This is a genomic window from Corynebacterium sp., from assembly GCF_030152825.1.
Classification (GTDB): Bacteria; Actinomycetota; Actinomycetes; order Mycobacteriales; family Mycobacteriaceae; genus Corynebacterium.
The window spans coordinates 1-25,226 of the sequence record NZ_JASLIP010000037.1; the positions used below are offsets into that span (position 1 = coordinate 1).

Genomic DNA, 25,226 nt, shown 5'->3' on the forward strand with positions numbered 1-25,226 from the left:
GCTTGCACCGCCCTCGGCGAGGCTGGGAGACCTCGCGAACAACCACGCGGAAATGAGTCGAACCGCTGGCGTCTCGGGTCACCAGCGGTTCGACGGGAGGAACACTACCCGGCCGGTTCAAGCCTGTCTGCATCCGGACACCCAATCCTTGAAATTTCTCGAAACCGGTCTAGCCCACCCCCAGGGGTGGGCTCTCCGGGTGGCGTCAGACGCCGTTCAGGCCACCTCGTCGGCGACCGGATGAAGCTGCCGGAGGTGCTCGTCGAGGTCGCGTCCGACCGAGGTCGGGTTGTGGACCGACCAGCGGATCATCCCCCGCTTGTCGACGATGTACGACGAGCGCCGAGGGCGACCTTTGGCGTCGTCGAACACGTCGTACTGGCGCGTCACCTCACCATGCGGCCAGAAGTCGGACAGCAGCGGGAAGTTGAGCCCGTCGGATTCGGCAAAGGCGCGCAGGGAGTGCGTCGGGTCGCACGAGATCGCCAAGATCTCGGAGTCGAAAGTCATGAACTCGTCGAGCCTGGCGCGGATCTGAGTCATCTCGCCGGTGCAGACGTTGGAGAAGGCATAGGGGTAGAAGACGAGCAGCACTGCCTTCGAGCCACGGTACGACGAGAGCGTGACGTCCTGGCCGAACTGGTCGCGCAGGGTGAAGTCGGGCGCCGGCCCGCCGATCTCGATGCCGCTCATTCTCCCGGACTCCTGTCGGCCAGCTCGCGCTTGAGGATCTTGCCCGTCGCGTTGCGGGGCAGCTCGTCGAGGAACACGAAATCGCGTGGCACCTTGTAGCGGGCGAGGTTGTGCTTGACCCACTCGCGCAGCTCGTCCTCGGCGACGTCTTCGGAGACGACCACGAACGCTCGCAGGCGTTGACCATAGTCCTCGTCGTCCACCCCGACGGCTGCGGCCTCGACGACCCGCACGTGGCGCGCCAGGCAGTCCTCGACCTCTGCCGGGAAGACGTTCTCCCCGCCAGAGACGATCATCTCGTCGTCGCGCCCCTCGACGTAGAGCCGGCCGTCGGTGCCGAACCGGCCCACGTCGCCGGACGCCATCAGCCCGCCGCGGACCTCCCTGTGGCCACCGCCGGTGTAGCCCTCGAAGAGCATCTTGTTGCCGACGAAGATGCGGCCAGGTTCACCGTCGGGCACCGGGCTTCCGTCGTCGTCGAGGATCTTCACCACCGTGGCGTACGGCGGGCGGCCGGCCGAGCCGGGCGCCTCGCGGAGATCCTCAGGGGTGGCTACCGATGCGTAGGCGACCTCGGTGGAGCCGTAAAGGTTGTAGAGGTTGTCGCCGAACTGGTCCATCCAGCTCAGGGCCAGGTCGCCCGGCAGGGCGGATCCGGAAGCCGCGACGACCTCGACCCTGGTCAGGTCGTAGGAGTCCTTGACCTCCTGCGGCAGGCCGAGGGCGCGCTGCAGCATCACCGGGATCACGACCATCGCCTCGCAGCGTTCGCCTTGGGTCACCCGCAGGCACTCCTCCGGGTCGAACTTCCGTCGCAGCACCATGGTCTCGCCCATCAACGCCGAGAGCATGAAGTGGGCGAACCCCCAGGTGTGGAACAGGGGTGCGGCGATGTGGGTGCGCATGCCGTAGCGGAGGGGGATGCGCGACAGCAGCGAGACGGCCGCGCCGATGCCGGCCTCGTTGCGGGGAGCACCCTTGGGGGCGCCGGTGGTGCCCGAGGTCAGGATCACGATGCGCGCGTGGCGCCCCGGCGGCGTGAGGTCGGCGTCGGGATAGCGCGAGACCAGTGCCTCCAGCGTCTCGGCGCCGTCGACCCTGCCCTCGGTGTCTGGATCGGAGTCGGTCCACCCGAGCACGCGCAGCGGCACGTCGGCGCCGGCGAGCAGTCCGGCGAACTCCTCGTCGTGGATGACCGCACGCGGCCGCTCCCGCTCGAGCAGATCGACGAGCTGGGGGCCCGCGAAAGCGGTGTTGAGGCAGAGCAGGTCGGCACCCAGCTTGGCGACCCCCAGCGTCGCGTCGACGAACCCGCGGTGGTTGCGGCACATCACCGCAACGGCGTCGCCCTCGCCGACGCCGCGCTCGGCCAGCGCCCGGGCGAGGGCGTTGCCCCGCAGGTGCATCTCGCCGAAGGAGATCGTGCCGCGCTCGTCGACCACGCCGTCGCGGTCGGGGTCGAGCACGGCCATCGCATGGAAGCCGCCCGCGGGGCCGGTCCCCCACTTGGCCAGCACCCGGCCGAGCGTGATCACCTGCGAGGGTAGGAGCGGCCGCACGACACCGGACTTGAGCAGCACCTGGGCCGCCGTACCGGTCTTGGCGGCGCTCGACACCAAGGGGTCCAGCGAGAGCTTCACCACGGGCTCACCATGGGGTCAGGATCACTGACGGGTCTTGGGGGCGACCAGCCGGGTGGCCGACCAGTCCCTGCTGACAGCGGCCGTGGTGGTCTGCGACAGCCCCGCGATCGGGGCCGCCTCGGCGATGTCGGACGGGTCGACGGAGCCGGACCTGCCTACCTTGGGGGTCAGCAGCCAGATGGAACCGCCGCCGACCAGGTCGGTGAGCGCGTCGACCAGGCCGTCGACCAGGTCGCCGTCGTCGTCGCGCCACCACAGCAGCACTGCGTCAACGACGTTGCCGTAGTCGCCGTCGACCATGTCGGCGTCGATCGCGTCCTCGATGGCGACCCGGAGGTCGTCGTCGGTGTCGTTGTCCCAGCCGAGCTCCTGGACGACGGTGCCCACGGTGAAGCCCAGCTTGGCCGCCGCAGCACCCGCCCCTGAGCTTCCTGGGGCCTGCTGGGAGGTTTCGCCTCCCGCGGTGGAACTCAACGGTCTCCTCGCTCTCCGGTCCGGGTATGACGCGTCCACGGCTGCCAGCCGTTCGTGGCAGTAGTCCACCTGAGTTGGCCCGACTGTGCAACCCGGCGCGAGGGTGACGCCCGGCGGGCTGCCCATCCACCCGACAGCGTGTTTCCCGTGCTGGTCACGCGTGCGACGATGGCCAGGTGAGTCCGGATACCAGCTCCTCCCGCCCCGTGATCCATGAGGGACTGCCGACCCAGCTCCCCGACATCGACCCTGAGGAGACCCAGGAATGGGTCGACTCGTTCGACTCGATGGTCGACGAGCGGGGCCGCGAGCGGGCCCGCTACGTGATGCTGCGCCTGTTGGAGCGCGCCCGCGAGAAGCAGGTCGGCGTCCCCGCCCTGCGCAGCACCGACTACATCAACACCATCCCCCCGGAGCGCGAGCCGTGGTTCCCCGGCGACGAGGAGATGGAGCGCGAGGTCCGCCGGCTGATCCGATGGAACGCCGCGGTGATGGTCTCCTCCGCCAACCGCAAGGGCCTCGAGGTGGGCGGCCACATCGCGACGTACGCCTCGGCCGCGAGCCTCTACGAGGTCGGCTACAACCACTTCTTCCGCGGCAAGGACCACCCCGGCGGCGGCGACCAGCTGTACATCCAGGGCCACGCCGCCCCCGGCATCTACGCCCGCGCCTACCTGATGAAGCGGCTGACCGCCGAGCAGCTCGGCCGGTTCCGCCAGGAGGTCCAGCACGGTCCGGGGCAGGGGCTCTCGTCGTACCCGCACCCGCGGCTGATGCCGGAGTTCTGGGAGTTCCCGACCGTCTCCATGGGGCTGGCCGCCATCAACTCGATCTATCAAGCGCGGTTCAACCGCTACCTGTCCAACCGCGGCATCAAGGACACCAGCAACCAGCACGTGTGGGCGTTCCTGGGCGACGGCGAGATGGGCGAGCCCGAGTCGCTGGGCGCGATCCGGGTCGCCGCCCGCGAGGAGCTCGACAACCTCACGTTCGTCATCAACTGCAACCTCCAGCAGCTCGACGGGCCGGTGACGGGCAACGGCAAGATCATCCAGGAGCTGGAGTCCTACTTCCGCGGTGCCGGCTGGAACGTCATCAAGGTCATCTGGGGCCGCGAGTGGGACGAACTGCTCGAAAAGGACAAGGACGGCGCCCTCGTCGACGTCATGAACAAGACGACGGACGGCGACTACCAGACATTCAAGGCCAACGACGGCGCCTACGTCCGCGAGCACTTCTTCAACCGCGACCCCCGCACCAAGAAGCTCGTCGAGGACATGAGCGACGAGGAGATCTGGGCGCTGCCCCGCGGCGGCCACGACTACCGCAAGATTTACGCCGCCTACGCCCGCGCGATGGAGACGAAGGACCAGCCGACCGTCATCCTCGCGCACACGATCAAGGGCTACGGCCTGGGCCACAACTTCGAGGGCCGCAACGCCACCCACCAGATGAAGAGGCTCAGCCTCGAGGACCTGAAGCAGTTCCGCACCAAGCAGGACATCCCCATCAGCGACGAGGCGCTGGAGAAGGACCCGGAGCTGCCGCCGTACTACCACCCCGGCCCGGACGCCCCGGAGATCGAGTACATGCTCAACCGCCGCAAGGAGCTCGGCGGCTTCCTGCCGGAGCGTCGCCAGCGCTTCGAGCCGCTCGCCGTGCCCGAGGTGGAGACCATGCGCAGCGCCCTGAAGGGATCCGGCAAGCAGAAGGTCGCCACCACTATGGCCCTGGTGCGCATCGTGCGCGACTTCATGCGCGACGAGACGATGGCCGAGCGCATGGTGCCGATCATCCCGGACGAGGCCCGCACCTTCGGGCTGGACTCCTGGTTCCCGACGCTGAAGATCTACAACACCCACGGGCAGAACTACACCCCGGTCGACCACGACCTCATGCTGAGCTACCGGGAAGCCAAGGACGGCCAGATCCTCCACGAGGGCATCACCGAGGCCGGTTCGGTGGGCAGCTTCATCGCCGCGGGCAGCAGCTACGCCACCCACGGCAAGGCCATGATCCCGCTGTACATCTTCTACTCGATGTTCGGCTTCCAGCGCACCGGGGATTCCATCTGGGCGGCCGCCGACCAGATGAGCCGTGGTTTCCTGATTGGCGCGACCGCCGGGCGCACCACTCTGACCGGCGAGGGGCTGCAGCACATGGACGGCCACTCCCCTGTCCTGGCGACGACCAACCCGGCCGTCGTGACCTACGACCCGGCGTTCGCCTACGAGATCGCCCACATCCTGCGCGACGGTGTGCAGCGCATGTACGGTGAAGGCTCCGGCCCGGACGGCGACGGCCAGGGCGAGGACGTCATCTACTACCTCACCGTCTACAACGAGCCGATGCACCAGCCTGCACAGCCTGAGGACCTGGACGTCGAGGGCCTGCTCAAGGGCATCTATCTGTGGAGCCCAGCCGAGAAGCTGGTCGGCACCGACGAGGGCATCACTGGGGATGCGGGCGAGGCCGAGGAGCTGGAGCACACGGCGAACATCCTCGCCTCCGGTGTGGGCATGGCCCAGGCCATCCGTGCCAAGCAGATGCTCGCCGAGTACGGGGTCAACACCAATATCTTCTCCGTGACCAGCTGGAACGAGCTGGCCCGCGACGGCCAGGAGGCCGGGCTGGAGGAGCTGCGCAACCCGGGCGAGGAGCCGCGCACGCCGTACATCCAGCAGATACTGGAGGGCTACGAGGGCCCGTTCATCGCGGTCAGCGACTTCGCCACCGCGCTACACGAGCAGGTGCGCCGCTGGGTGCCGGGTGATTTCATCAACCTGGGTGCCGACGGCTTCGGATTCTCCGATACCCGCGCCGCCGCCCGCCGGTACTTCAACATCGACGCCGAGTCCATCGTGGTTGCTACTTTGCTCAGCCTGGCCCGTGAGGGAAAGATTGATCGGCAGATTGCCATCACGGCCGCCGAGGACCTGAACGTCGGCGACCCGACGAAGGCTTAAAGTTCAGGACGTTCAGGACGTTCAGGAAGGTAAGCAATGCCCGAGAATTCTTCTGCCACCCCGCAATCCGGCCTCTCCGAGGACGCCAAGGCCAAGCTCGCCGCGGCCCTCGGCGGCTCGGTCGGCGCGGCGGGCGAGGAACCCGCTGCGAAGGCTTCGGGGTCTGCTGCGAAGGCTAAGGCAGCGGAAGCTCCCGCCGAGGAGGAGGCCGGGGTGGCTGCCGGGCTGGCCCGCATCATCGAGGCCGCCTCTGGTCTGCCCCTGGAGGAGATCACCCCAGATGCCCGGATCGAGGAGGATCTGGCGATCGATTCGCTGTCCCGGATCGACATCATCACCCAGGCCGAGGATAAGTTCGGGGTGCGCATCGACGAGGTTGACCTGCAGGCCAGCATGACCGTGGGGGAATTCACGGAGCTCATCGAGGCCCGGCAGGCGGGCAACTAGTCGGCGGCTAGGTAAGCACCGAGAAAGGAACACTGCGAGGAAGCATGACTGATTCCGCAATCACGGATGCCCTGAATCAGGTCGCGGACTGGCCGGTGAAGAACGTGGCGGCAGCGGCCATCACGCTCGGCGGTGGGGACGGCGCCGACGGTGCGGAAGGCGAGGTTGACGTCGTCACACACGGCGACATGGAGCACGTCTTTCAGCTGGCCAGCGTCTCGAAGCTCGTCACCGCCTATGCCACCCTGATGGCCGTCGAGGAGGGAGCCTTCGAGCTGGACGAGAAGGTCCCGGCCGAGCTGGTGCCCTCCTTCGAGGAGCCGCCGACGGTCCGCGAGCTGCTGTCGCATGCCTCCGGCATCGAGTTCCGGAAGCACCGGCAGATGCGCCCGGCGCAGACCCGGCGGATCTACTCCTCGGCGGGCTACGAGGTGCTGGCCAGCTTCATCGAGCAGGCCACCGAGATGTCCTTCGCGGAGTACGTGAAGCTTGGCATCTGCGAGCCGTTGGGCATCGAGATCACCGTCGAGGGTTCCGCCGGCCACGGCTTCAGCGCCTCAGCGTCCGCTGTGACCACCCTGGCCCAGGAGTTCCTGCGCCCGAAGCTGCTCGCGGAGCAGACCGTGGCCGAGGCACTGACCGTGCAATTCCCTGACCTGGTGGGTGTGGTGCCTGGCTACGGCCGCCAGACCCCGTGCCCATGGGGCCTGGGTTTTGAGATTCACGGGGAGAAGCACCCCCACTGGCTGGGGAAGAACATGCCCGCCACCGTGGCCGGGCACTTCGGGCAGTCCGGCACCTTCCTGTGGTTCGCCCCGGAGCAGGGGCTGGCCGCGGTGGTGCTCACCGACGAGCCTTTCGGCGAGTGGTCCAAGGACCGCTGGCCGGAGTTCAACGCCCAGCTGTGGGAGGCGATGGCCGACTAGGCCTGCCCGGGCATTCGGAGGGCTGGGCGTTGCTTGGGCCCGGCAACTCCCAGGAGGCGCGGCCCGGCGGCTCAACCTCGGCGATTAAGCCCCAGCGGTTAAACCCCAGCGCTGAGCTTCTGTGCGACCGCGTTGAGCACCTGCTGGCCCGTCTCGTAGGAGCCATCCGCAGCGCGCACGGCGATCGCGATCGGCACCACTGCGCCCGCTGCGCCAGCCTCGCCGTGCCCGGCCCCGCCACCGGAAAGCGCGCGGGCCGGCACCACGCCGAACTGCCGGACCAGGTAGCCACCGGACTCGTCCGGCCCCCAACCGCCCTTGAACGCGGACCCCGCCAGCTGGCCGATGCCATAGGCGTGCCCCGGCATGATCTGCCCCATCAGCCGGTAGACCTCACCGGCGGCCGGGTCCTGCCCCGCACCCTCCGCCAGGCCCGCGGCGAACGCGGCCTGCTGCCCCAGCGACCACCGGGTCTGCCCGTAGGCGCTGAACCCCGGGCGGGTGACGGTCGGCTGCACCGACACCTCCTGCCCGCTGTACTCGCGGATCACCGCCGCGACCTTTTCGGCCGCAGCAGCCTCACCGCCGAGCGAGGCCCACAGCTGCTCCGCCGCGGCGTTATCCGAGGACTGAATAGCTCGGGTGGCGGCGGAGTGATCCCCTCCCCCGGAGCGCAGCGCGGCGATAGCTAGTGGCACCTTGATCGTCGACCACGCGGGCTCGGACTCGCCCCGCAGCGCACCGGCTTGCACGGCCCCGGCACCGCTGCCAAGGCTCACGCCAACCTGAGCTCCGAACCGTGCCGAGACCTCCTGAACGATTGCCTCAAGCTTCGCCTGGTCGATGGGTGCGCCTTCCGCGGTCTCCTCCCCCGTCGGCTGCGGTCCGCGCCGCTCCCCGTCCGGGTCCGGTTCTGCCCCGCGGGTGGGCTTGGGTCCCACGGACTCGCGAGGGCCCGTCTGTGCCACGGTCGGCTCCTCCTCTTCCCGATGGTCGGTGGGAATGGTGCAGGACGCCAACCCCAGGCCGGTGGCCAGGAGGGTTCCCGCGACCACCGCGCGCCGGTTAAGCGATGTAGACATTGGCGTCGTTCCCGCCGGTGCAGTGCACGTACTGGCCGTTATCGCGGCAGGTCATGGTGTAGCTGGTGCCCGTGACGTCGCTATATGCCTCGACCACGTGGTTGAACTCCTCCTCGTCGCCGTCCAGGTAGGCGTCCACGTAGGCATCGCGCACCGCGAGGGCGAAGCTATCGCTGGTCGGTCCTGACTTCCAGACGCTGTTCAGGTCGCCGCCCGGGTTGGAGCCCCGCGCCGAATCGTTCACCGGGGTCGCATACCCTGGAAGGCGCGGGTTCTTCGGACGGGAATCGGCCTCGTCGTCCTCGCGGTTGGCGTCCTCGTCGCGATCGTCCCTCCCGGCGTCGGCGTTTTCCTGCTCGGAGCCGCGGGCATCCGTGCCCTCGGCCGAGCTCACGGTGGTCTGCTCGGAGCTCTTTCCCCCGCCAGGCTTGCCGGTGAACCAGAATGCGGCGAAGCCCGCGGCGGCCAGCAGCGCCAGAACCACCAGCACGATGATCAGGATATTGCGCCCGCTGGACTTCTCCTCCGGCTGCTCCGGGTAACCCTGCGGGGCATAGCCCTGACCTTGCCACTGGCCACCCGGGCCCGCATAACCCTGCTCCGGGTAGCCCTGATTGCCGTAGTTCGGCCCACCATAACCCTGATTGTTATAGCCCTGGCCACCGTAATCCTGGCCCTGCCACTGGCCACTCTGTGCCTGGCCGCCATAAGGATTCTGTTGCCCCCACTGCTGGGCTGCGCCTGCGCCATAACCCGCGCCAGCCTGCCCCCACTGGCCCGGCTCCTGCTGCCCCCACTGGCCGGAGCCTTGCTGCGCGGACGGCCCAGCGCCCGGCTGGGCCCAGGGATTGGCGCCCGGCTGGCTTGCACCATCGTCGGCTGGAGTGTCCCCGGGACGGCGGTACTGCGGTGGCTGCGGGCCCGAGGCGTCCCCGCCCTCGGCGCCGGGGTCATCAGAGTGGTGATTCTGTGGCTTCGTCATGCCCCTAAAGTTAGCGCACGCCGCAGACAACACCATGCACCCGAGCCCCTCAACAAACGCGTCGCACCCCTGACCGTTAGACTGGCTTTCACAACAGCTCACCGCGGGTCCGCGGTCCCCCGTGTGATCGGCACCGTGTCACTGGCACTGTGTGATCAGCACCCCAACCGGCAGGCCCAAAAAAGGAGGCGACCGTGGCCCACCCAGCGCATGCCCGATCTCGGTCACGCCAGCTACTTTTCCTGGCGTGCACCCTCCCCCTGCTCGCCACCGCGACCGCGTGCGGCTCAGGATCAGAAGAACCCACCGGCAAGAGTCCCGAGACCACCTCGAGCGCTCCACCCACGACGAGCAGCAGCGCGTCCCCCACCACCTCGACGAGCCACGCCACCCCCAAGCCCACCCTGGCCAGCGATACCGACCAAGCGGACGAGGGCACGCCGGAGCCGGCGACGTCGCCCCACAACGTTGCGCCACAACCCGACCGCAGCAACGGAGCGGCCACCACCCCGGGCACGCCGGCGGCGAGCGCGCCGGACTACAACTGCCGCAACCGCAGCGCCCCACCACTGAACAACACCACCATCCCCATGGCTGGCGGCGGCAGCTTCCACTACACGCTGAAGGCCAACCGCTATAACCCCTGCAAGACGCTGTCCTGGATCCACATCGCCGGCGAGCACGACGGGCCAAAGGAAGCAGTGCTGCTCTATCACAACGGCAACCCGGTGAACTCCCCACAACCGCGGCTGATCACCGCCGTCACCGGAATTCAGCGCCTTGGGGATGACGCCGTCCAGGTCACCTACCGCACCGCGCAGGGTGCGACTGGCTCCGTCACGACCCGGGCGACCGGCAACGGCGTCCAAGAGGAATCCACCCTCCCACCGAATGTGGACAGCAGTGCGCCTCGCCTGGCCGGGGCGCATAGCTAAGCTCAGCCACGGTAACCCCGGCCCGGCAGCGCAGTACTGGCCTCAGCGCCTCCCACGGCCGTCTGACACCGGGTGCTGACCGGCGTTTTAGGGTACTGTGTGCGTCCTTTCACTACACTGAATTCCTTTATGCCGAAATCACTTAACGTTTCGGCGAGCAAGTGTGAGGAAGGACCCCACCGTGTCAGACAACCCCCGCGGCCTGCCACCCGAACAGGCAGCCGCACAACGGCGTAAGGAAGAAGCCGCTGCCGGCGCGCAGCGGGCGGCCGAACGTGCCCACCAGGAACGCGCCCGGCGCCGCGAAACCCAAGCCGCGATGACCAGGTGATCCCGCACCGCCCTGGCGCAGGCCTCCAGCGGCGAGCGCTCCATCCACCCGGCGCTGATCCCAGGCATCGACGTCGAAAACACCGACGCGGAGTCCAAGACCAACAAGCCGGTCTTCGCCGTAGCGCTCACTGCCGCCATCGCCGTGCTGGCGTGGGCGATCATCGCACCCGAAAGCCTCGCCGAAACCGGCGGGGCCATGCGCGAGTGGGTCGTCGTCCACTTCGGCTGGATGTTCACCGCGATCATGGTCTCCACACTTGTCTTCCTGCTGCTCGTGGGGCTCGGGCTGACAGGCAAGATTCGGCTCGGCCAGGATGATTCCGAGCCCGAGTTCTCCACCTTCGCCTGGATCTCCATGCTCTTCACCGCGGGCCTGGGCATCGGTCTGATCTTCTATGGCCCGATGGAGCCACTGACCCACTTCCTCAACCCGCCACCGTTCGCGGGTGTAGAAGGGGGCAGCCATGACGCTGTGTTCCCGGGACTGACCGCCGCAATCCTCCACCAGGCAATCATGCCGTGGGTGGTCTATGCGCTGGTGGGTGGCTCCCTGGCCTACGCAGCCTTCCGCCGTGGCCGCCTGCCACTGATCTCCTCGCTCTTCGAGCCGCTGATCACCGACCCGAATAACCGGGTCGCGGGAAAGATCATCGATATCTTCGCCGTCCTGGTCACCCTCTTCGGCACCGCGACCTCCCTGGGCATCGGCGCCCTGCAGATCCGCACGGGCACCTCGATCATCACCGGCAAGCCCCTGGAGGGGCGACGGTGTGATGATGGCGATCATCTCCATCCTCACCGTGGTCTTCATTTTCTCCGCGACCTCGGGGGTCAAGCGCGGCATCCGCATCCTGTCGAATACGAGCATGGGTCTGGTCATCACCCTAGGCCTGTTCGTGCTCCTCACCGGCCCAACGCTATTCATCTTCGATCTGCTGCCACCGCCCGTGCTGCAGCTGATCCAAAACTTCATCAACATGATGTCCGCCAACCCCTCCCAGGGCCCGGAGGAGAAGGAGTTCGTCACCGCCTACACCATGCTCTTCTGGGCCTGGTGGATCTCCTGGTCCCCGTTCGTGGGCATGTTCATCGCGAAGATCTCCAAGGGCCGCACGCTGCGCCAATTCGTCACCGTGGTGCTGCTCGTGCCGTCGGGGCTGTCCCTCGTTTGGTTCGTCGTCTTTGGCGGCACCACCATCTGGCACAGCCTCAACGGCGACCCGATCGAGATCAAGGGCTCGGGCGAGAACGTCATGTTCGATCTCATCGACAAGCTGCCGTTCTCCGGTCTGGTCAACATCATCGCGCTGATCGCGATCATCATCTTCTTCAACACGGCCGCGGACTCCGCAACGAACGTCATGGGTTCGATGTCCCAGAGCGGTCGCCCGGTCCCCTCCCTGCCTGTGCCGATCATCTGGGGCACCGCCCTGGGTTCAGTCGCCCTGTTCCTGCTTCTCGCCGGTGGCGACGATGCGCTCTCCGCGCTTCAGGCGATCATGGTTTCCTGTGCGCTACCGTTCGCGGTCATCCTCATCGGTGTGATGGTGACCTGGACGAAGGACCTGCACAATGACCCGGTGATGCTTCGTCGTCGTTTCGCCGTGGAGGCGATCCACCGGGGCGTGCGCCGGGGCCTGGACGAGCACGATGGCCACTTCATTTTCGGCGCCACCCAGGTGCCGGCCGGCCAGGGTGCTGCCGAGGCAGTTGATGTGGAGGACGAGTCCTTCCACAAGTGGTACACCGATAACGCCTCGGAGGACTTCATGGTCCACCGGGCCGAGGAGAAGGCCAGTGAGCAGATCGAACGGGAGGCGTTCGAGAAGGCTGTCGCCGACGCTGAGGCCCGGGCTGAAGCAGAGGCGGAGATCGCCAACGACGCCCGTGCGATGGAGGACTACTGGACCGAATACGTGTCTGACTCCGGCGTGGAATCAGATTCGGAGGATGCCTCCCCGGACGATGCGGAGAGCGGCGATGCTCCGGAGGAAAAGGACGATAGTTCCCGCCCCCGCAAATAAAGAAAGACCCAGGCTATACGGCCTGGGCCTTTTGCTCCCCCAGCTGGATTCGAACCAGCAACCACTCGATTAACAGTCGAGTGCTCTGCCATTGAGCTATGGGGGAATGCTCAGGAGGAAGCTTACTAAGGCTTACCCTGTCCACCAAATCTTGGCACTCCTATACCGCAGGTCAGCGAAGCCTGCATCGCAAGAGAAAAGCTGACCGCAGGCCTTCTGTATGCGCGTCCAGTGGAGAGTCACACTGGACGAAGCCAAGTTCTTGACCTCACCCAGCTCTCCGAGGGCGTCAGGCTGTCACGCGATCCACCCAGTGTAGGAAGGCTTTAAACCAGGATTCGAAGGCCTCCTCCGGCACCTTCCGTTCATCAAACGCGTTAACTGGAGCCTCCAACTGAGCCGCTTTCCTTACACCCCCGTAGAAGAATAACGGCTTTGTCGTGGGCGCTGCCGCATGTAGTTCCTGCGCCCAGCATGCGCACGCTTTCCTTACGGCCGGTGGACGGAAGCGACTTTTTGCACGCTTAACAAAGAATTATGATACTCGTTCCAAAGCTTCTTCAGCAACCCAGCAGTAGTCCTCCCCTAAGCTCACCTTCCAATGGCGTTGATGATGTGACTTCGAATCGGGCCAGAGGCCTACAATTTGCTGATGCGAACCGACAGCTAAGTACCTTCCTCGATTGAGATGTTCCCGCCAAATCCACAAGTCAGCGAGCGACCGCTCTCCCCCCAGGCCACCAAATATCCCCTTCGACTTTCATCCCCCGACGTGCATACTGATACGGATTTCTGAGGTAAATTCTCGGTGTTCGCTCACCGACGAAATTCAAATAGTCGAGAACGTACCCCATATCTTCCCGTAGCTGGTGCATGAAACTGATCCTAACAAGCAGTTTTCAACGTCGAAGGATCTTCGATTTTTCCAGCAGAATCCGCCACACGGTGAGGCTTTAGAAACAGAAAACCCAGGGCTTGCGAACCCTGGGTTTTGGTGCGGCTCCCCCAGCTGGATTCGAACCAGCAACCACTCGATTAACAGTCGAGTGCTCTGCCATTGAGCTATGGGGGAATATGCCATCTTGGCAACGAATAGACACTCTACCCAGCAAGCCCATAAGCGCCAAATCAGCAGGTCAGAAGCACAATATCGGCTTTAAGGGCACGGTGTGGTTCAATGACCTGGTGGCGGGACTATAGCTCAGTCGGTTAGAGCCGCGAACTCATAATTCGCTGGTCGCGGGTTCGAGCCCCGCTAGTCCCACAAAGATCATTCGACGCCGTTGAAACGGCGTCTCCCCCGGCGGGGCTGGGTCCAGGAACGAGACCCTACCCGCCGGGATTTTCGCATCCTTCACCCCGGCCTTAGGCGGCTAGCGGGTGAAGCGCGCGATCGCCTGGGAGACCTCCGCCAGCTTCTCCTCCACCGCCTCGTCCGAGGTGCGGGCGGCCTGCACCACGCAGTGGGCCATGTGCTCCTCCAGCAGCACCAGCCCCACCCCCTTCAGCGCGGACTGCAGTGCTGCGATCTGGGTGAGCACATCGATGCAGTACTCCTCCTCGGCGACCATCCGCTGCACACCGCGTACCTGGCCTTCGATGCGCTTCAGCCGCGCGATTACCTTGGCCCGGTCGCCATCGCCGCTCAGTGGCTTCTCGCTGTGATCGACCTTGCCGTTGGCCACAGGCCCGCTGTGCTGCGGCGCGTGGCAGTCGTTTGCGCTTGCCGCCTTCGAATTTTTCACGCGCTTAGTTCTCCTCGACCTCGGGCTGGATGGACTTGAAACCACGCAGCCGCAGACTGTTCGAGACCACGAACACACTGGACAGCGCCATGGCCGCACCCGCCAGCATCGGATTCAGCAAGCCGAAGGCTGCCAGCGGGATCGCCGCGACGTTGTAGGCGAAGGCCCAGAACAGGTTCATCTTGATGGTGCGCAGGGTCTTGCGCGACAGGCGGATGGAGTCCACCACCGCGCTCATCTCGGCGCGCACGAGCGTGATGTCTGCAGCCTCGATGGCCACGTCCGTCCCCGTGCCCATGGCGATACCGAGGTCCGCCTGGGCCAGCGCGGCGGCATCGTTGACGCCGTCACCAACCATCGCCACGCGCTTGCCCGTGGCCTGCAGATCCTTGACCGCGGTGACCTTATCGGCGGGCATCACGCCCGCCCGCACGTTGTCGGGGTTAATCCCCACGACGTCGGCGACCTCACGTGCGACCTGCTCGTTGTCACCGGTGACCAGCATCGGTTCCAGACCGAGCTCCTTGAGCTGTGCGATGGCCTCCGCACTGTCCGGTTTCACCGCGTCCTCGACGGCGATCGCACCAGCCAGCTGGCCGTCGACGAGCACCGGAACCACGGTGCCGCCCAGCCCGCTGCGCTCGACGGTCTCGGAGCCAACGGTGGTGCCGTCGGCGGTCTCGAAACCGCGGCCGACCTGGACGGTCACGCCGGCAACGGTGGCAGTCACGCCGCGCCCTGGGACGGACTCGAAGTCCTTCGCTTCGGGCAGCTCGCCGCCGGACTCCGTGCGGGCACGCTCGGCGATCGCCTGGGCGATCGGGTGCTCGGAGTGATTCTCCACCGCACCCGCGATACGCCACAGGTCCGCCTCACTGATCCCGACCTTGCCGGAGCCGTCCTCGATCGAGTTCGCAGCCGGCGCGCGCCAGGCCTGGGTGGCCGTCATCTCGCCGGTGGTGATGGTGCCGGTTTTATCCAGGATGATGGCGTCCACGCCACGGGTCTGCTCCAGGGTCTCCGGCCCGCGGATGAGCACGCCCATCGCGGCACCCCGGCCCGTACCGACCAGCAGCGCGGTCGGGGTTGCAAGCCCCAGCGCGCACGGGCAGGCGATGATCAGCACCGCCACGGCCGAGGCCATCGCAGCACCCGCATCCCCCGTGATCAGCAGCCATGCCAACAGCGTGATGACCGCCAGGGCGATGACCACCGGGACGAACACCGCGGACACGCGGTCTGCGAGCCGCTGCACATCGGCCTTGCCGGACTGTGCCTGCTCCACCAGCTTGGCCATCTGCGCCAGCTGAGTATCGGAGCCCACGCGGGTGGCCTCCACGATCAACCGGCCCGACGCGTTCACGGTCGCACCCGTCACCACATCGCCCGGGGCGACCTCCACCGGCACGGATTCGCCGGTCAGCATGGATTCATCCACTGCGGAGCTGCCCGCGATCACGCGCCCGTCCGTGGCGATCTTCTCGCCCGGGCGCACCACAAAGTACATGCCCTCAGCCAGCTGGCCGATCGGGATGCGACGCGCGTTGCCACCCTGGGCGTCGTCAACGACGGCGACGTCCTTCGCCCCCAGCTCACCCAATGCACGCAGCGCCTCGCCAGCGCGGTGCTTCGCGCGCTTCTCGTAATAGCGCCCGGCCAGGACGAACATGATCACGCCCGCGGCGACCTCGAGGTAGATATCCCCCATCGGGTCGCTGTGAGTATTGAACAGGCTCCAGGTGTGGCTCATCCCCGGCTCGCCGGCGCTGCCGAAGAATAGTGCGACCAGCGACCACAGGAAGGCCGCCCCGGTTCCCACGGTGATCAGGGTGTCCATCGTCACCGCGCCGTGCTTGATGTTCAGCCAGGTCGCGCGGTGGAACGGGTAGCCGCCCCACACGATCACGGGCGCAGCCAGCGTCAGCGACAGCCACTGCCAGTTCGTGAACTGCAGGTTCGGAATCATGGCCAGCACGATCACCGGGATCGCGAGCCACAGGGAGCCGATCAGACGGTTGCGAAGGCCCTCCAGCTCACGCTCTGCCGCTTGCTCCGCCGGGGTTTGGGACGTCGGTTCGGCCTCTGGCCGAGGTGCGCCCGCCACCCCTTGTTCGCCGGCCCCGCCCTGCGGGTTACCGACTGCGGCCTGGGAAGGCAGCGGCTGGGAGAGCTGGGCCCCGTAGCCCATGCCCGAGATAATCTCCCGAATCTGCTCATCCGTCACCGCCTCGGCGGCGCCGTCCTGCTCGACGTGCGCCTTCTCCGTGGCGTAGTTGACGGAAGCCGTTACCCCGTCCAGCTTGTTGAGTTTGCGCTCGATTCGGTTCGCGCAGGAGGCGCAGGTCATTCCGGTGATCTTGTAGTCCAGGTCGAGAACTGGCTGGGCCGCCGCGGCCGCTGAGCGATCCTGGTGTTCTGGCACGTTGACCATCCCCTTTCCACCACCGACCCTATACCCCCTGGGGGTATGTGGCAAGGGTTCCCCAGCGGTAGAGAACCGCGAAGAAGGGCGCACCTTAAGACAAGAAAAAGGGCCGTGGGAAAACTCCCACAACCCCTTCGACCGAGGCCCATTAGGCCCCAATTCAGCGCACTAGTAGCCGCGCTTAATCCACTCGTCCAGGTGTGGGGCCTCGTCCCCGATAGTGGTGGAATCGCCGTGGCCGGTGAGCACCTTCGTCTCCGCCGGTAGCGTCAGCAGCTTCGTCTTGATCGACTCGATGATCGTATCGAAGTCCGAGAAGGAACGTCCCGTCGCCCCAGGACCACCGTTGAACAGGGTGTCGCCGGAGAACAGCACGTCCGCAGCCGGCACGTAGAACACGCAGCAGCCCGGCGAGTGGCCCGGGGTGTTCATCGTCTTCAGCTCCACGCCACCGACCTCGAAGACGTCGCCGTCAGCCAGTTCCTTCGGCTCCAGGTCCGGGTAGCTCTGGTCCCAGAGCACTCGGTCCGCCGGGTGGACGTAGATGTCCGCGCCGAAAATCTGGGAAAGCTCCGGCGCCACGGTGATGTGGTCATTGTGCGCGTGGGTGCACAGGATGGCCTTGACCTCGCGGCCGTCGACGGCCTCCTGGATCGGGTCCAGCTCGTGGGCGGCGTCGATAATGTAGCACTCCTTATCATCGCCGATGACCCAGATGTTGTTCTCCACGTCCCACTCGCCGCCATCCAGGGCGAAGGTGCCGTTGGTGATCACCCGGGTGATCCGCAGATTCTCGCCCGCGTCAGAGAGCTGTCCTGGGGAAATGATGTCCGTGATCGCGTTATCGCTCATGATTCTTCTCCTTCATTGGGATGCCAGTACCCCGGCAACAAGCGCTGCGCGCCCCGCAGCAAGGGGGTTTTTAAGAAAACTCCACCACGGAGCGCATGACCTCGCCGCCGCGCATCTTCTCGAAGGCGGCCTCCACGTCCGCGATGCCGATGCGCTCGTCGACGAAGCGGTCGAGCGGGAAACGGCCCTGGCGGTAGAGGTCGATATACGTCGGGAAGTCCCGTTCCGGTAGGCAGTCGCCGTACCAGCTGGACTTGAGCGCACCGCCTCGGGAGAACACGTCCAGGAACGGCAGCTCCAGCGTCATCTCCGGGGTCGGCACGCCCACCAGCACCGCGCGGCCGGCGAGGTCGCGAATGTAGAAGGCCTGCTTGAAGGTCTCCGGGATTCCCACCGCGTCCACGGCGACGTCCACGCCGAAGCCGCCGGTGAGCTCCTGCACCTTCTCCACCAGCTCGTCGGTGGTGAGCCCGCGGGAGTTGATGGTGTGGGTCGCGCCGAACTCTTCCTTCGCGCGCTTGAGCTTGTCCTCGGAGATGTCGATCGCGATGATCGTGCTGGCTCCCGCGACCTCGGCACCGGCGACGGCGGCCATGCCCACGCCACCCAGGCCGATGACGGCGATGGACTCACCGCGCTGGATCTCGCCGGTATTCACCGCAGCGCCCAGGCCGGCCATGACTCCACAGCCCATCAGACCCGCTGCCGCCGGGTCCGCCTCCGGGTCCACCTTCGTGCACTGGCGCTCGTGGACCAGGGTCTTCTCGGCGAAGGCACCGATGCCCAGGGCGGGCTCCAGCTCGGTGCCGTCGGTGAGAGTCATCTTCTTCGAGGCGTTAAAGGTGTCGAAGCAGTACTGTGGCTGGCCCTTCTTGCAGGCGCGGCACTCGCCGCACACCGCGCGCCAGTTCAGGACCACGTAATCGCCGACGGCGACGTGGGTGACGTCCTCACCGACCTCCGAGACCACGCCCGCGGCCTCGTGGCCCAGCAGGAAGGGGTAATCGTCCGTAATGCCACCATCGCGGTATGCGAGGTCGGTGTGGCACACGCCGCAGGCCTGCACCTGCACAACCACATCATTCGCGCCCGGGGCGGGGATCTGAATATCCACCAGCTCCACCGGGTCGCCCTTGCCGCGCGAGACCACTGCCTTAACGCTCTGTGTCATGCTTTCCTCCTGCTGTATCTAAATTTCTGGCGCCGCCGCTGCCACATTCCGTCATTTTTAGGACGTCAACCCCGGCAGCGTGGCGCTGACTTGCACTTTCCATCGTGGCATAACTTCCCACCGCGCGCCCCGCGGCGTACTTGCCGGTAGCATCTAAGCCCCTCGCGCTCAGGCGAAGCTGATTCCCGTGGCGGGGTTATGACGTAGACTGGGCTTTTAAAGCTCCACCGCAGCCGACGAACATCCGGGCAAGCGGTGGCCGAGTGCACACCACGTTTGGGAGGGCTTGAACTTCATGATCCAGTTCGTTGTCGGGGCCGCAGCCGGCTACCTGATGGGAACCAAGGCCGGGCGGCGCCGTTACGAGCAGATCCGGCGTGGCTATGAGACCGCGATCAACTCCGAGGTCGCCCAGTCCGCGCTACGTGCCAGCCGCAAGGCGCTGGCCAATCGCCTGGACCCGGACCCGCGCATGCACGAGGTTCGCGATCTGAACGCCAGCACCCGAAGCTCGCTGGCCGATGGGCACAGCATCGTCGAGCCGGACAACGCCCACCCCAACGACCGTCCGCGGCGCTCCGCGTCCGAGTTCAAGCGCCCCCGCTCCCCCAAGAAGCCCCGCTAGGGCTAGGGTCTCGCCCCCTCTTCCGCTGCTCGCCGACCGCCCCCGCCTCCGGCGCTGGCCCGAGTGCTGGATGCCCGCAGTACAGCCCATAAGCGGCGGGCAAATTAGTTGCCGAAGGTGAAATCCCCGTAGGCGTTGGCCCGCTCGTTGAGCGAGCGCCGGTACTTCTCCAGCGCGGTGAGGTCGGCGAAGGTGGCCATATAGGCCTCCTTGTCCTCATCCGGGCGCATGCGCTGCATCTGCGCACGCAGCTCCGCGACCTCGTTGCTCACCCAACGTTCCTGCATCCGCGCCATGATCGCCGGGGCATAGTAGGGCAGCCGCTCCTGCTGACACTGCAGGTCCTCCACTGCGAGTTCGGAGACCACTGCCTGCCCCATCGCATCGGGCACGTTATGGCTCACCGCGTCCAACCAGCCCGAACCGGACTTGGCCTGCGCGGTGCCGCCGGCCGCAGCCATCGCGTTCACGATCGCGATATACGTCGGATGCACAAAGCTCTCCGGGGGCATGAGGTCGAAGATTTGCCCCGCCAGCTCCGGCTCCTGCAGACCCAGCTTCAGCACCTCCCGGATCCCCAACAGGAACTCGTCCTTCGGGTCTGGTCGCTCCATGCCCGCCACGACCCTCAGGTGACCGCCGGCGTCCTCGCCACCAGGCACACCACCCTGGTTCGCCGCGCCCTGACCTGCCGGAGTACCCTCCTCCGCGAGCCTCTCCCGACGCGCCGCGCCGCGCTTCAGCTCCAGTTTCGGCTTCTCCGACCGGCCGCGCCGAGCCTCCTCGCGCACCTGGGCCACGATGTCATCCGGGTCGTCGAACCCCACCCAACCGGCGGCCTGGCGGGAGTACTCGTCGCGCAGGGCATCGTCCTTAATCCCGGCGAGCACCGGGATGATCCGCCGCATCGCATGGATACGGCCGTCCACGACGGCGGTGTCGTAGCCCTCCAGCAGGGTGCGGATCACGAACTCAAACATGGGGATGCGGTTGGAGACCAGCTCCCGCACCGCCTCGTCGCCACGCTCCAGGCGAATATCGCAGGGGTCCTGGCCGCCCGGCGCGACGGTGACGTAACTGCGGCCCGTGAACTGCTGGTCGCCCTCGAAGGCACGTAGCGCGGCCTTCTGGCCGGCCTCGTCGCCGTCGAAGGTGTAGATAATCTCGCCACGGAAGTAGCGGTCGTCCAGCATGAAGCGCCGCAGCATCGCCAGGTGCTCGGAGCCGAAGGCCGTGCCACAGGAGGCCACCGCGGTGTCCACGCCCGCGGCGTGCATGGCCATGACGTCCGTGTAGCCCTCCACCACCACGGCCTGGTGCTTTTCCGCGATGCTGCGCTTGGCCTGGTCGATGCCGAAGAGCACCTTGGACTTCTTGTACAGCAAGGTCTCCGGGGTGTTCATGTACTTGCCCAGCTTGTCGTCTTCGAACAACTTGCGGGCACCGAAGCCGATGACGTCGCCTGCCACCGAGCGGATTGGCCACAGCAGGCGGCGGTGGAAACGGTCGATTGGCCCCTTGGAGCCCATGCGGGACAGGCCGGCGGCCTCCAGCTCCTGGAACTCAAAGCCCTTGCGCAGCAGGTGCTTGGTGAGGGTGTCCCAGCCGGGCGGGGCGTAGCCGCAGCCGAACTGATCAGCATGCTCCTGGGTGAAACCACGGTCGATGAGGAACTGGCGGGCCACGTCCGCACCCTGGACGTCAGAAGCGAACTGCTCCCGGTAGAACTCGAAGGCAGCCTTATTCGCCGCGACCAAGCGCTGGCGGGTGCCTGGCTTCTCCCGCCTCCCCGGGCCGCCGCCCTCGTAGTTGATGCGATAGCCGATGCGCTCGGCGACCTGCTCCACGGCCTCCGGGAAGGTCAGGTGCTCCATCTTCATGAGGAAGCTGAACACGTCCCCGCCCTCGCCGGTGGAGAAGCAGTGGAAGTAGCCCTTATTCGGGCGGACGTGGAAGGACGGGGTCTTCTCATCCTTGAAGGGGCTCAAGCCCTTCAAGGAATCGACGCCGCCGGGCGTGAGCTGGACGTACTCCCCCACGATCTCCTCGATCGGCGTCGCCTCGCGAATCGCCTCGATGTCCCGCTCCGGGATCCTGCCCTTACCCATAAGGGACATGCTAATACACCCGCCAGACAAGGGATGTGGTCGAGCGGAACGCCCATTCGCCAGACAAAACCGGTCCGGCTTTTTAACATAGGTTCCCTGACATACTTAACTGCCACGATGTTTTCCCATCGCGTGCACCACAGACCCGGGAAGGTAGGTCGCCATGGCCGCAACCCACTACGACGTCCTCATCATTGGCTCCGGATTCGGCGGCTCCGTCACCGCCCTGCGCCTCGTCGAGAAGGGCTACAAGGTCGGCGTCCTGGAGGCCGGCAAGCGCTATGCGGACAAGGACTTCGCGAAGAACTCCTGGCACCTCAAGCAGTTCCTCTGGGCGCCCGCAATCGGCTGCTACGGCATCCAGCGCATTCACCTGCTGCGCAACGTCATGATCCTCGCCGGCGCCGGCGTGGGCGGTGGCTCGCTGAACTACGCCAACACCCTCTACCAGCCCGAGGATGAGTACTTCCGCAACAAGCAGTGGGCACACATCACCGACTGGAAGGAGGAACTCACCCCCTACTACGACCAGGCCCGCCGCATGCTGGGCGTGGTCACCAACCCCACCATGACCCCGGCGGACAAGCTCTCGAAGCAGACCGCCGAGGAGCTCGGCGTGGGCGATACCTTCCGCATGGCACCGGTGGGCGTGTTCTTCGGCGAAAAGGTGGGGCTGAACGGCAAGCCGAAGGAGACCGTGGAGGACCCGTACTTCGGCGGTGCGGGCCCGCAGCGCGCCGCCTGCCACGAGTGCGGCGAGTGCATGACCGGCTGCCGCCACGGCGCGAAGAACACCCTGCTGAAGAACTACCTCTACCTCGCGGAGAAGGGCGGCGCCGAGGTCCACCCACTGACCACGGTCACCGACATCACCCGCAAGCCGGGCGGCGGCTGGAACGTCGATACGAAGGCCACGGGAGGCCTGCTGGGCAAGAAGAAAACCCGCCGCTTCACCGCGGACAAGGTCGTCGTCGCTGCGGGTGCGTGGGGAACCCAGAACCTGCTGCACCGGCAGAAGATTAACGGCAACCTCCCGCAGCTGCCGGACTCCCTCGGCACGATGACCCGCACGAACTCCGAGGCCCTGCTCGGCGCGCAGTTCAAGAAGTACGACCCGGAATGGGATTTCTCCGAGGGCGTGGCCATCACCTCCAGCTACTTCCCCGCCCCGGATACCCACATCGAGCCGGTGCGCTACGGCAAGGGCTCGAACTCCATGGGCCTACTCCAGACACTCATGACCGACGGCGATAAGTTGCGCCCCCGCGTGCTCGAGTTCCTCCGCCAGGTGATCCTCCAGTTCCACCATGTGCCCCGCCTGGTGAACCTGCGCCGCTGGTCGCAGCGCACGGTGATCAACCTGGTGATGCAGTCCCGCGATAACTCCCTGACCACCTACCCACGCAAGCTGGGCAAATTCACCTGGCTGACCTCCAAGCAGGGCACCGGCGAGCCGAATCCGAGCTGGATCCCGGAGGGCAACAAGGCCACCCGCATCCTGGCCTCGCTGCGCAAGGGCGGCCTGGCAGGTGGGGTGTGGTCCGAGGTGGTCGATATTCCGCTGACCGCGCACTTCCTGGGTGGCTGCTCGATCTCCAGCTCCCCGGACGACGGTGTGGTGGATCCCTATCACCGCGTGTGGGGGCTGCCGGATCTCTTTGTGGTCGACGGCTCGTCCATGGCCGCCAACCCCGGTGTGAACCCTTCCCTGTCCATCACCGCGAACGCGGAGCGCGCAGCGGCGATGTGGCCGAATAAGGGCGAGGAGGACCCGCGTCCGGAGCAGTCGGAGGGCTATCAGCGCATCGAGGCCGTGGAGCCGGCCTCCCCGATGGTGCCGGCCACCGCCCCGGCCGCACTGCGCCTGCCGATTACCCCGGTGGGCAACTAGCCCCACCCCGCCCGGTATAACTGGCTGTTATGGCGCAGAAGAATAACGGTGCTAAAGCGGGTAAGTACGGAACGGTTGGCGGCGTGGTCGTCGCCCTGGCACTGGCAGGGGCGAGCCAACTCGGTCTCTTCGGCGATGACGATAACGCCGGTGGGCAGGGCGGCAGTTCCCAGTCCGGCCAGTCATCCAACGCCTCCCAGCAGAACGCGGGTGCGGATAGCGCTGCTGGTTCCGAGTGCGCCGTGGACACCCTGCCGGAGGAGGCCCGGGAGCAGATCGAGGACATCCTCACCGGCGCCCCCTCCGACGACGGCCCGCACGACGGCAAGCACTTCGGCAACTACGAGGGCCTCCTACCGAAGGAAAAGTCCAGCTACTACCGCGAGTACACCGTCAAAACCCCGGGTCTGAACCACCGGGGCGAGCGTCGCCTCGTCGTCGGTGGTGGCACGGAGACCGACCCTGAGGTCTGGTACTACACCTCCGACCACTTCGAGAGCTTCTGCGAGATCCCCGACGCCGAGGACTAACGCGGAGAAAACACTAAGCCCACGCGGCGCTGACACCGGCGGCAGAGGCGTCCAAGCGCTCCAGCCGGGATTCGGTGAGAGAGGCGACTTGGTCGATGACCACGCGACGGCGCTCGACATCGGTGGCCGCGTTCTCGTACCAGAGACGGAAGACCGGATCCAGCGCCCCGGCACCACCACGGGCCAAGAACTCCGTGACGCGGAAGATGCGTTCCCGCTGGCGATCCTGCTCCGCCAGGTGCAGCTTCTCGTCCATCACGTAGAGCACGGCGATGGACTTCAATAGCGTGACCTCGGCCTTAACTTCCGCGGGGATGACGAGGTTCGCGGCATAACGGCCCAGCGGTCCGGTGCCGTACTCCCGGCGGGTCGCGGTGACCACGGCCGTGACGAAGCGGCTGACCAGTTCCGAGGTCATGGACTTCAGTGCAACCAGGTCCTGCAGGCTGTGGCGGAAGTCCGCGGCCCGGGAAACCACGGGCATCTGCCGCAAGCGGTCCGCTGCGGCCAGCAGCTCCTCGGGCTCCCCGCCGAAGTGGTGGGCGCCCTTGTCCGCGAGCGTGGCGAGCTCCACCAGGTCCCACAGCACGCCCAGGGTGATGCGACCAGAGAGCATGCCGTCCTCGACGTCATGGACGGAGTAGGCAACATCGTCCGACCAGTCCATAATCTGTGCCTCCAGGCACTGCGCACCATCGGGCGCACCCTGACGAATCCACTCCAAGATGTGCAGGTCGGATTCGTAGGCGCTGTACTTGCGTCGCGGGGTGCCGTCCGGGGCGGTCGGGCCCCAGGGGTACTTGCACGCCGCATCCAGGGCCGCGCGGGTGAGATTCAGCCCGTAGGAGGTGCCGTCCGCCCCGAGGGTCTTTGGTTCTAGCCGGGCCAGAATGCGCAGGGTCTGCGCGTTGCCCTCGAAGCCGCCGATGCTGGCTGAGGCCTCGTCCAGGGCGCGCTCGCCGTTGTGACCATAGGGCGGGTGGCCGATGTCGTGGCTCAGCCCCGCCAGGTCCGCCAGGTCAGGATCCGCACCCAGGGTCTTGCCGATGCCACGGGCGATCTGGGCAACCTCCAGGGAGTGCGTCAGCCGGGTGCGCGGCGTATCCCCCGACCCAGGCCCCACAACCTGGGTCTTATCGGCCAGACGGCGCAGCGCCGCGGAGTGCAGGACGCGCGCCCGGTCGCGGTCGAAGTCCTCCCTGCCGTCCGGGACCGATCCTGCCAACCCCAGGGTTTTGGGTGCGACGGCATGACGGCGCGCGCAGTCGTGCTCCGTGTACTGATACCCCTGCATCTCGCGCTCCGTTAGTCCTGTATCCGTCCCCGGGGCGGCAGTCTCCTGGTGCGCCGCACCGACAGGACTACCCCAGCCCA

At 66.5% G+C, this 25,226-nt stretch carries 19 protein-coding genes, 3 tRNA genes and 1 pseudogene; 10 read left to right on the plus strand and 13 right to left on the minus strand.

Annotated features, from left to right (window positions below; all coding sequences use genetic code 11):
- Positions 1-216: 216 nt before the first annotated feature.
- From Q1V78_RS04220 to Q1V78_RS04230, 3 genes are all read right to left on the minus strand, one after another.
- On the minus strand, positions 217-693 hold the full coding sequence (locus tag Q1V78_RS04220) for a peroxiredoxin (protein ID WP_300612002.1): 477 nt from the start codon (positions 691-693) through the stop codon (positions 217-219).
- The gene (locus tag Q1V78_RS04225; protein ID WP_300612004.1) at positions 690-2,252 is read right to left on the minus strand and encodes an AMP-binding protein; all 1,563 of its coding nucleotides are present in this window, start codon (positions 2,250-2,252) and stop codon (positions 690-692) included. The genes Q1V78_RS04220 and Q1V78_RS04225 overlap by 4 nt, the downstream gene beginning before the upstream one ends.
- Positions 2,253-2,357: 105 nt before the next feature.
- On the minus strand, positions 2,358-2,810 hold the full coding sequence (locus tag Q1V78_RS04230) for a DUF3052 domain-containing protein (protein WP_300612006.1): 453 nt from the start codon (positions 2,808-2,810) through the stop codon (positions 2,358-2,360).
- Positions 2,811-2,986: 176 nt separating this feature from the next.
- Between Q1V78_RS04230 and aceE the strand changes: the two genes are divergently transcribed.
- Genes aceE through Q1V78_RS04245 form a run of 3 tightly spaced genes read left to right on the plus strand, consistent with a single transcriptional unit; the run spans position 2,987 to position 7,149 of the window.
- Complete coding sequence (gene aceE, locus Q1V78_RS04235) at positions 2,987-5,776, plus strand: pyruvate dehydrogenase (acetyl-transferring), homodimeric type (protein ID WP_300612008.1); 2,790 nt, start codon at positions 2,987-2,989, stop codon at positions 5,774-5,776.
- 36 nt (positions 5,777-5,812) lie between these two features.
- On the plus strand, positions 5,813-6,223 hold the full coding sequence (locus tag Q1V78_RS04240; RefSeq protein WP_300612010.1) for an acyl carrier protein: 411 nt from the start codon (positions 5,813-5,815) through the stop codon (positions 6,221-6,223).
- A 44-nt stretch (positions 6,224-6,267) separates the two neighbouring features.
- Positions 6,268-7,149 (plus strand): serine hydrolase, encoded by an 882-nt coding sequence (locus tag Q1V78_RS04245; protein WP_300612012.1) that lies wholly within the window; start codon positions 6,268-6,270, stop codon positions 7,147-7,149.
- A gap of 98 nt (positions 7,150-7,247) precedes the next feature.
- On the opposite strand, the gene Q1V78_RS04250 is transcribed toward Q1V78_RS04245, so the two are convergent.
- Together Q1V78_RS04250 and Q1V78_RS04255 are read right to left on the minus strand one after the other, a co-directional pair.
- Positions 7,248-8,231, minus strand: a complete 984-nt coding sequence (locus Q1V78_RS04250) for a hypothetical protein (protein ID WP_300612014.1) — start codon at positions 8,229-8,231, stop codon at positions 7,248-7,250.
- On the minus strand, positions 8,215-9,213 hold the full coding sequence (locus Q1V78_RS04255) for a hypothetical protein (RefSeq protein WP_300612016.1): 999 nt from the start codon (positions 9,211-9,213) through the stop codon (positions 8,215-8,217). Before Q1V78_RS04255 ends, Q1V78_RS04250 begins: the two co-directional genes overlap by 17 nt.
- 194 nt (positions 9,214-9,407) lie before the next feature.
- Here Q1V78_RS04255 and Q1V78_RS04260 point away from each other — a divergent pair, with 194 nt between their 5' ends.
- From Q1V78_RS04260 to Q1V78_RS04270, 3 genes and pseudogenes are all read left to right on the plus strand, one after another.
- The gene (locus Q1V78_RS04260) at positions 9,408-10,148 is read left to right on the plus strand and encodes an LppP/LprE family lipoprotein (protein ID WP_300612018.1); all 741 of its coding nucleotides are present in this window, start codon (positions 9,408-9,410) and stop codon (positions 10,146-10,148) included.
- A gap of 475 nt (positions 10,149-10,623) precedes the next feature.
- Positions 10,624-11,169 (plus strand): annotated as a pseudogene (locus Q1V78_RS04265) (BCCT family transporter); the annotation flags it as partial.
- Between the two features lie 85 nt (positions 11,170-11,254).
- Complete coding sequence (locus tag Q1V78_RS04270; protein WP_300612020.1) at positions 11,255-12,505, plus strand: BCCT family transporter; 1,251 nt, start codon at positions 11,255-11,257, stop codon at positions 12,503-12,505.
- Between the two features lie 34 nt (positions 12,506-12,539).
- Here Q1V78_RS04270 and Q1V78_RS04275 read toward each other — a convergent pair.
- Both Q1V78_RS04275 and Q1V78_RS04280 read right to left on the minus strand, forming a co-directional pair.
- Positions 12,540-12,611: transfer RNA gene (locus Q1V78_RS04275), tRNA-Asn, on the minus strand.
- Between the two features lie 894 nt (positions 12,612-13,505).
- A tRNA-Asn gene (locus Q1V78_RS04280) sits at positions 13,506-13,577 on the minus strand.
- A 118-nt stretch (positions 13,578-13,695) separates the two neighbouring features.
- Between Q1V78_RS04280 and Q1V78_RS04285 the strand changes: the two genes are divergently transcribed.
- Positions 13,696-13,769, plus strand: a tRNA-Ile gene (locus Q1V78_RS04285).
- Positions 13,770-13,878: 109 nt separating this feature from the next.
- On the opposite strand, the gene Q1V78_RS04290 is transcribed toward Q1V78_RS04285, so the two are convergent.
- From Q1V78_RS04290 to Q1V78_RS04305, 4 genes are all read right to left on the minus strand, one after another.
- Complete coding sequence (locus Q1V78_RS04290; RefSeq protein ID WP_300612022.1) at positions 13,879-14,250, minus strand: metal-sensitive transcriptional regulator; 372 nt, start codon at positions 14,248-14,250, stop codon at positions 13,879-13,881.
- Between the two features lie 4 nt (positions 14,251-14,254).
- On the minus strand, positions 14,255-16,681 hold the full coding sequence (locus tag Q1V78_RS04295; protein ID WP_300612024.1) for a cation-translocating P-type ATPase: 2,427 nt from the start codon (positions 16,679-16,681) through the stop codon (positions 14,255-14,257).
- Positions 16,682-16,843: 162 nt separating this feature from the next.
- On the minus strand, positions 16,844-17,527 hold the full coding sequence (locus Q1V78_RS04300) for an MBL fold metallo-hydrolase (protein ID WP_300612026.1): 684 nt from the start codon (positions 17,525-17,527) through the stop codon (positions 16,844-16,846).
- Between the two features lie 70 nt (positions 17,528-17,597).
- Positions 17,598-18,698 (minus strand): S-(hydroxymethyl)mycothiol dehydrogenase, encoded by a 1,101-nt coding sequence (locus Q1V78_RS04305; RefSeq protein ID WP_300612028.1) that lies wholly within the window; start codon positions 18,696-18,698, stop codon positions 17,598-17,600.
- 295 nt (positions 18,699-18,993) lie between these two features.
- Between Q1V78_RS04305 and Q1V78_RS04310 the strand changes: the two genes are divergently transcribed.
- A complete protein-coding gene (locus Q1V78_RS04310) occupies positions 18,994-19,323 on the plus strand; it encodes a hypothetical protein (RefSeq protein WP_300612030.1) in 330 nt (109 codons plus the stop codon).
- Between the two features lie 104 nt (positions 19,324-19,427).
- On the opposite strand, the gene dnaG is transcribed toward Q1V78_RS04310, so the two are convergent.
- Positions 19,428-21,440 (minus strand): DNA primase, encoded by a 2,013-nt coding sequence (dnaG, locus tag Q1V78_RS04315; protein WP_300612032.1) that lies wholly within the window; start codon positions 21,438-21,440, stop codon positions 19,428-19,430.
- Between the two features lie 154 nt (positions 21,441-21,594).
- On the opposite strand from dnaG, the gene Q1V78_RS04320 reads away from it, so the two are divergent.
- Together Q1V78_RS04320 and Q1V78_RS04325 are read left to right on the plus strand one after the other, a co-directional pair.
- Positions 21,595-23,322 (plus strand): FAD-dependent oxidoreductase, encoded by a 1,728-nt coding sequence (locus tag Q1V78_RS04320; protein WP_300612034.1) that lies wholly within the window; start codon positions 21,595-21,597, stop codon positions 23,320-23,322.
- A 29-nt stretch (positions 23,323-23,351) separates the two neighbouring features.
- Positions 23,352-23,852 (plus strand): ribonuclease domain-containing protein, encoded by a 501-nt coding sequence (locus Q1V78_RS04325; protein WP_300612036.1) that lies wholly within the window; start codon positions 23,352-23,354, stop codon positions 23,850-23,852.
- Between the two features lie 13 nt (positions 23,853-23,865).
- On the opposite strand, the gene Q1V78_RS04330 is transcribed toward Q1V78_RS04325, so the two are convergent.
- The gene (locus Q1V78_RS04330; RefSeq protein WP_300612038.1) at positions 23,866-25,146 is read right to left on the minus strand and encodes a deoxyguanosinetriphosphate triphosphohydrolase; all 1,281 of its coding nucleotides are present in this window, start codon (positions 25,144-25,146) and stop codon (positions 23,866-23,868) included.
- Between the last annotated feature and the right edge of the window lie 80 nt (positions 25,147-25,226).

Excerpts from the sequence above, each read along its gene's own strand:
- Q1V78_RS04320 (WP_300612034.1), top strand. The coding sequence starts at position 21,595 with ATGGCCGCAACCCACTACGACGTCCTCATCATTGGCTCCGGATTCGGC.
- Q1V78_RS04295 (WP_300612024.1), bottom strand. The coding sequence starts at position 16,681 with ATGGTCAACGTGCCAGAACACCAGGATCGCTCAGCGGCCGCGGCGGCC.
- dnaG (WP_300612032.1), bottom strand. The coding sequence starts at position 21,440 with ATGTCCCTTATGGGTAAGGGCAGGATCCCGGAGCGGGACATCGAGGCG.
- Q1V78_RS04270 (WP_300612020.1), top strand. The coding sequence starts at position 11,255 with ATGATGGCGATCATCTCCATCCTCACCGTGGTCTTCATTTTCTCCGCG.
- Q1V78_RS04310 (WP_300612030.1), top strand. The coding sequence starts at position 18,994 with ATGATCCAGTTCGTTGTCGGGGCCGCAGCCGGCTACCTGATGGGAACC.
- Q1V78_RS04220 (WP_300612002.1), bottom strand. The coding sequence starts at position 693 with ATGAGCGGCATCGAGATCGGCGGGCCGGCGCCCGACTTCACCCTGCGC.
- Q1V78_RS04305 (WP_300612028.1), bottom strand. The coding sequence starts at position 18,698 with ATGACACAGAGCGTTAAGGCAGTGGTCTCGCGCGGCAAGGGCGACCCG.
- Q1V78_RS04330 (WP_300612038.1), bottom strand. The coding sequence starts at position 25,146 with ATGCAGGGGTATCAGTACACGGAGCACGACTGCGCGCGCCGTCATGCC.
- Q1V78_RS04245 (WP_300612012.1), top strand. The coding sequence starts at position 6,268 with ATGACTGATTCCGCAATCACGGATGCCCTGAATCAGGTCGCGGACTGG.
- Q1V78_RS04240 (WP_300612010.1), top strand. The coding sequence starts at position 5,813 with ATGCCCGAGAATTCTTCTGCCACCCCGCAATCCGGCCTCTCCGAGGAC.
- Q1V78_RS04300 (WP_300612026.1), bottom strand. The coding sequence starts at position 17,527 with ATGAGCGATAACGCGATCACGGACATCATTTCCCCAGGACAGCTCTCT.
- Q1V78_RS04250 (WP_300612014.1), bottom strand. The coding sequence starts at position 8,231 with ATGTCTACATCGCTTAACCGGCGCGCGGTGGTCGCGGGAACCCTCCTG.
- Q1V78_RS04325 (WP_300612036.1), top strand. The coding sequence starts at position 23,352 with ATGGCGCAGAAGAATAACGGTGCTAAAGCGGGTAAGTACGGAACGGTT.
- Q1V78_RS04255 (WP_300612016.1), bottom strand. The coding sequence starts at position 9,213 with ATGACGAAGCCACAGAATCACCACTCTGATGACCCCGGCGCCGAGGGC.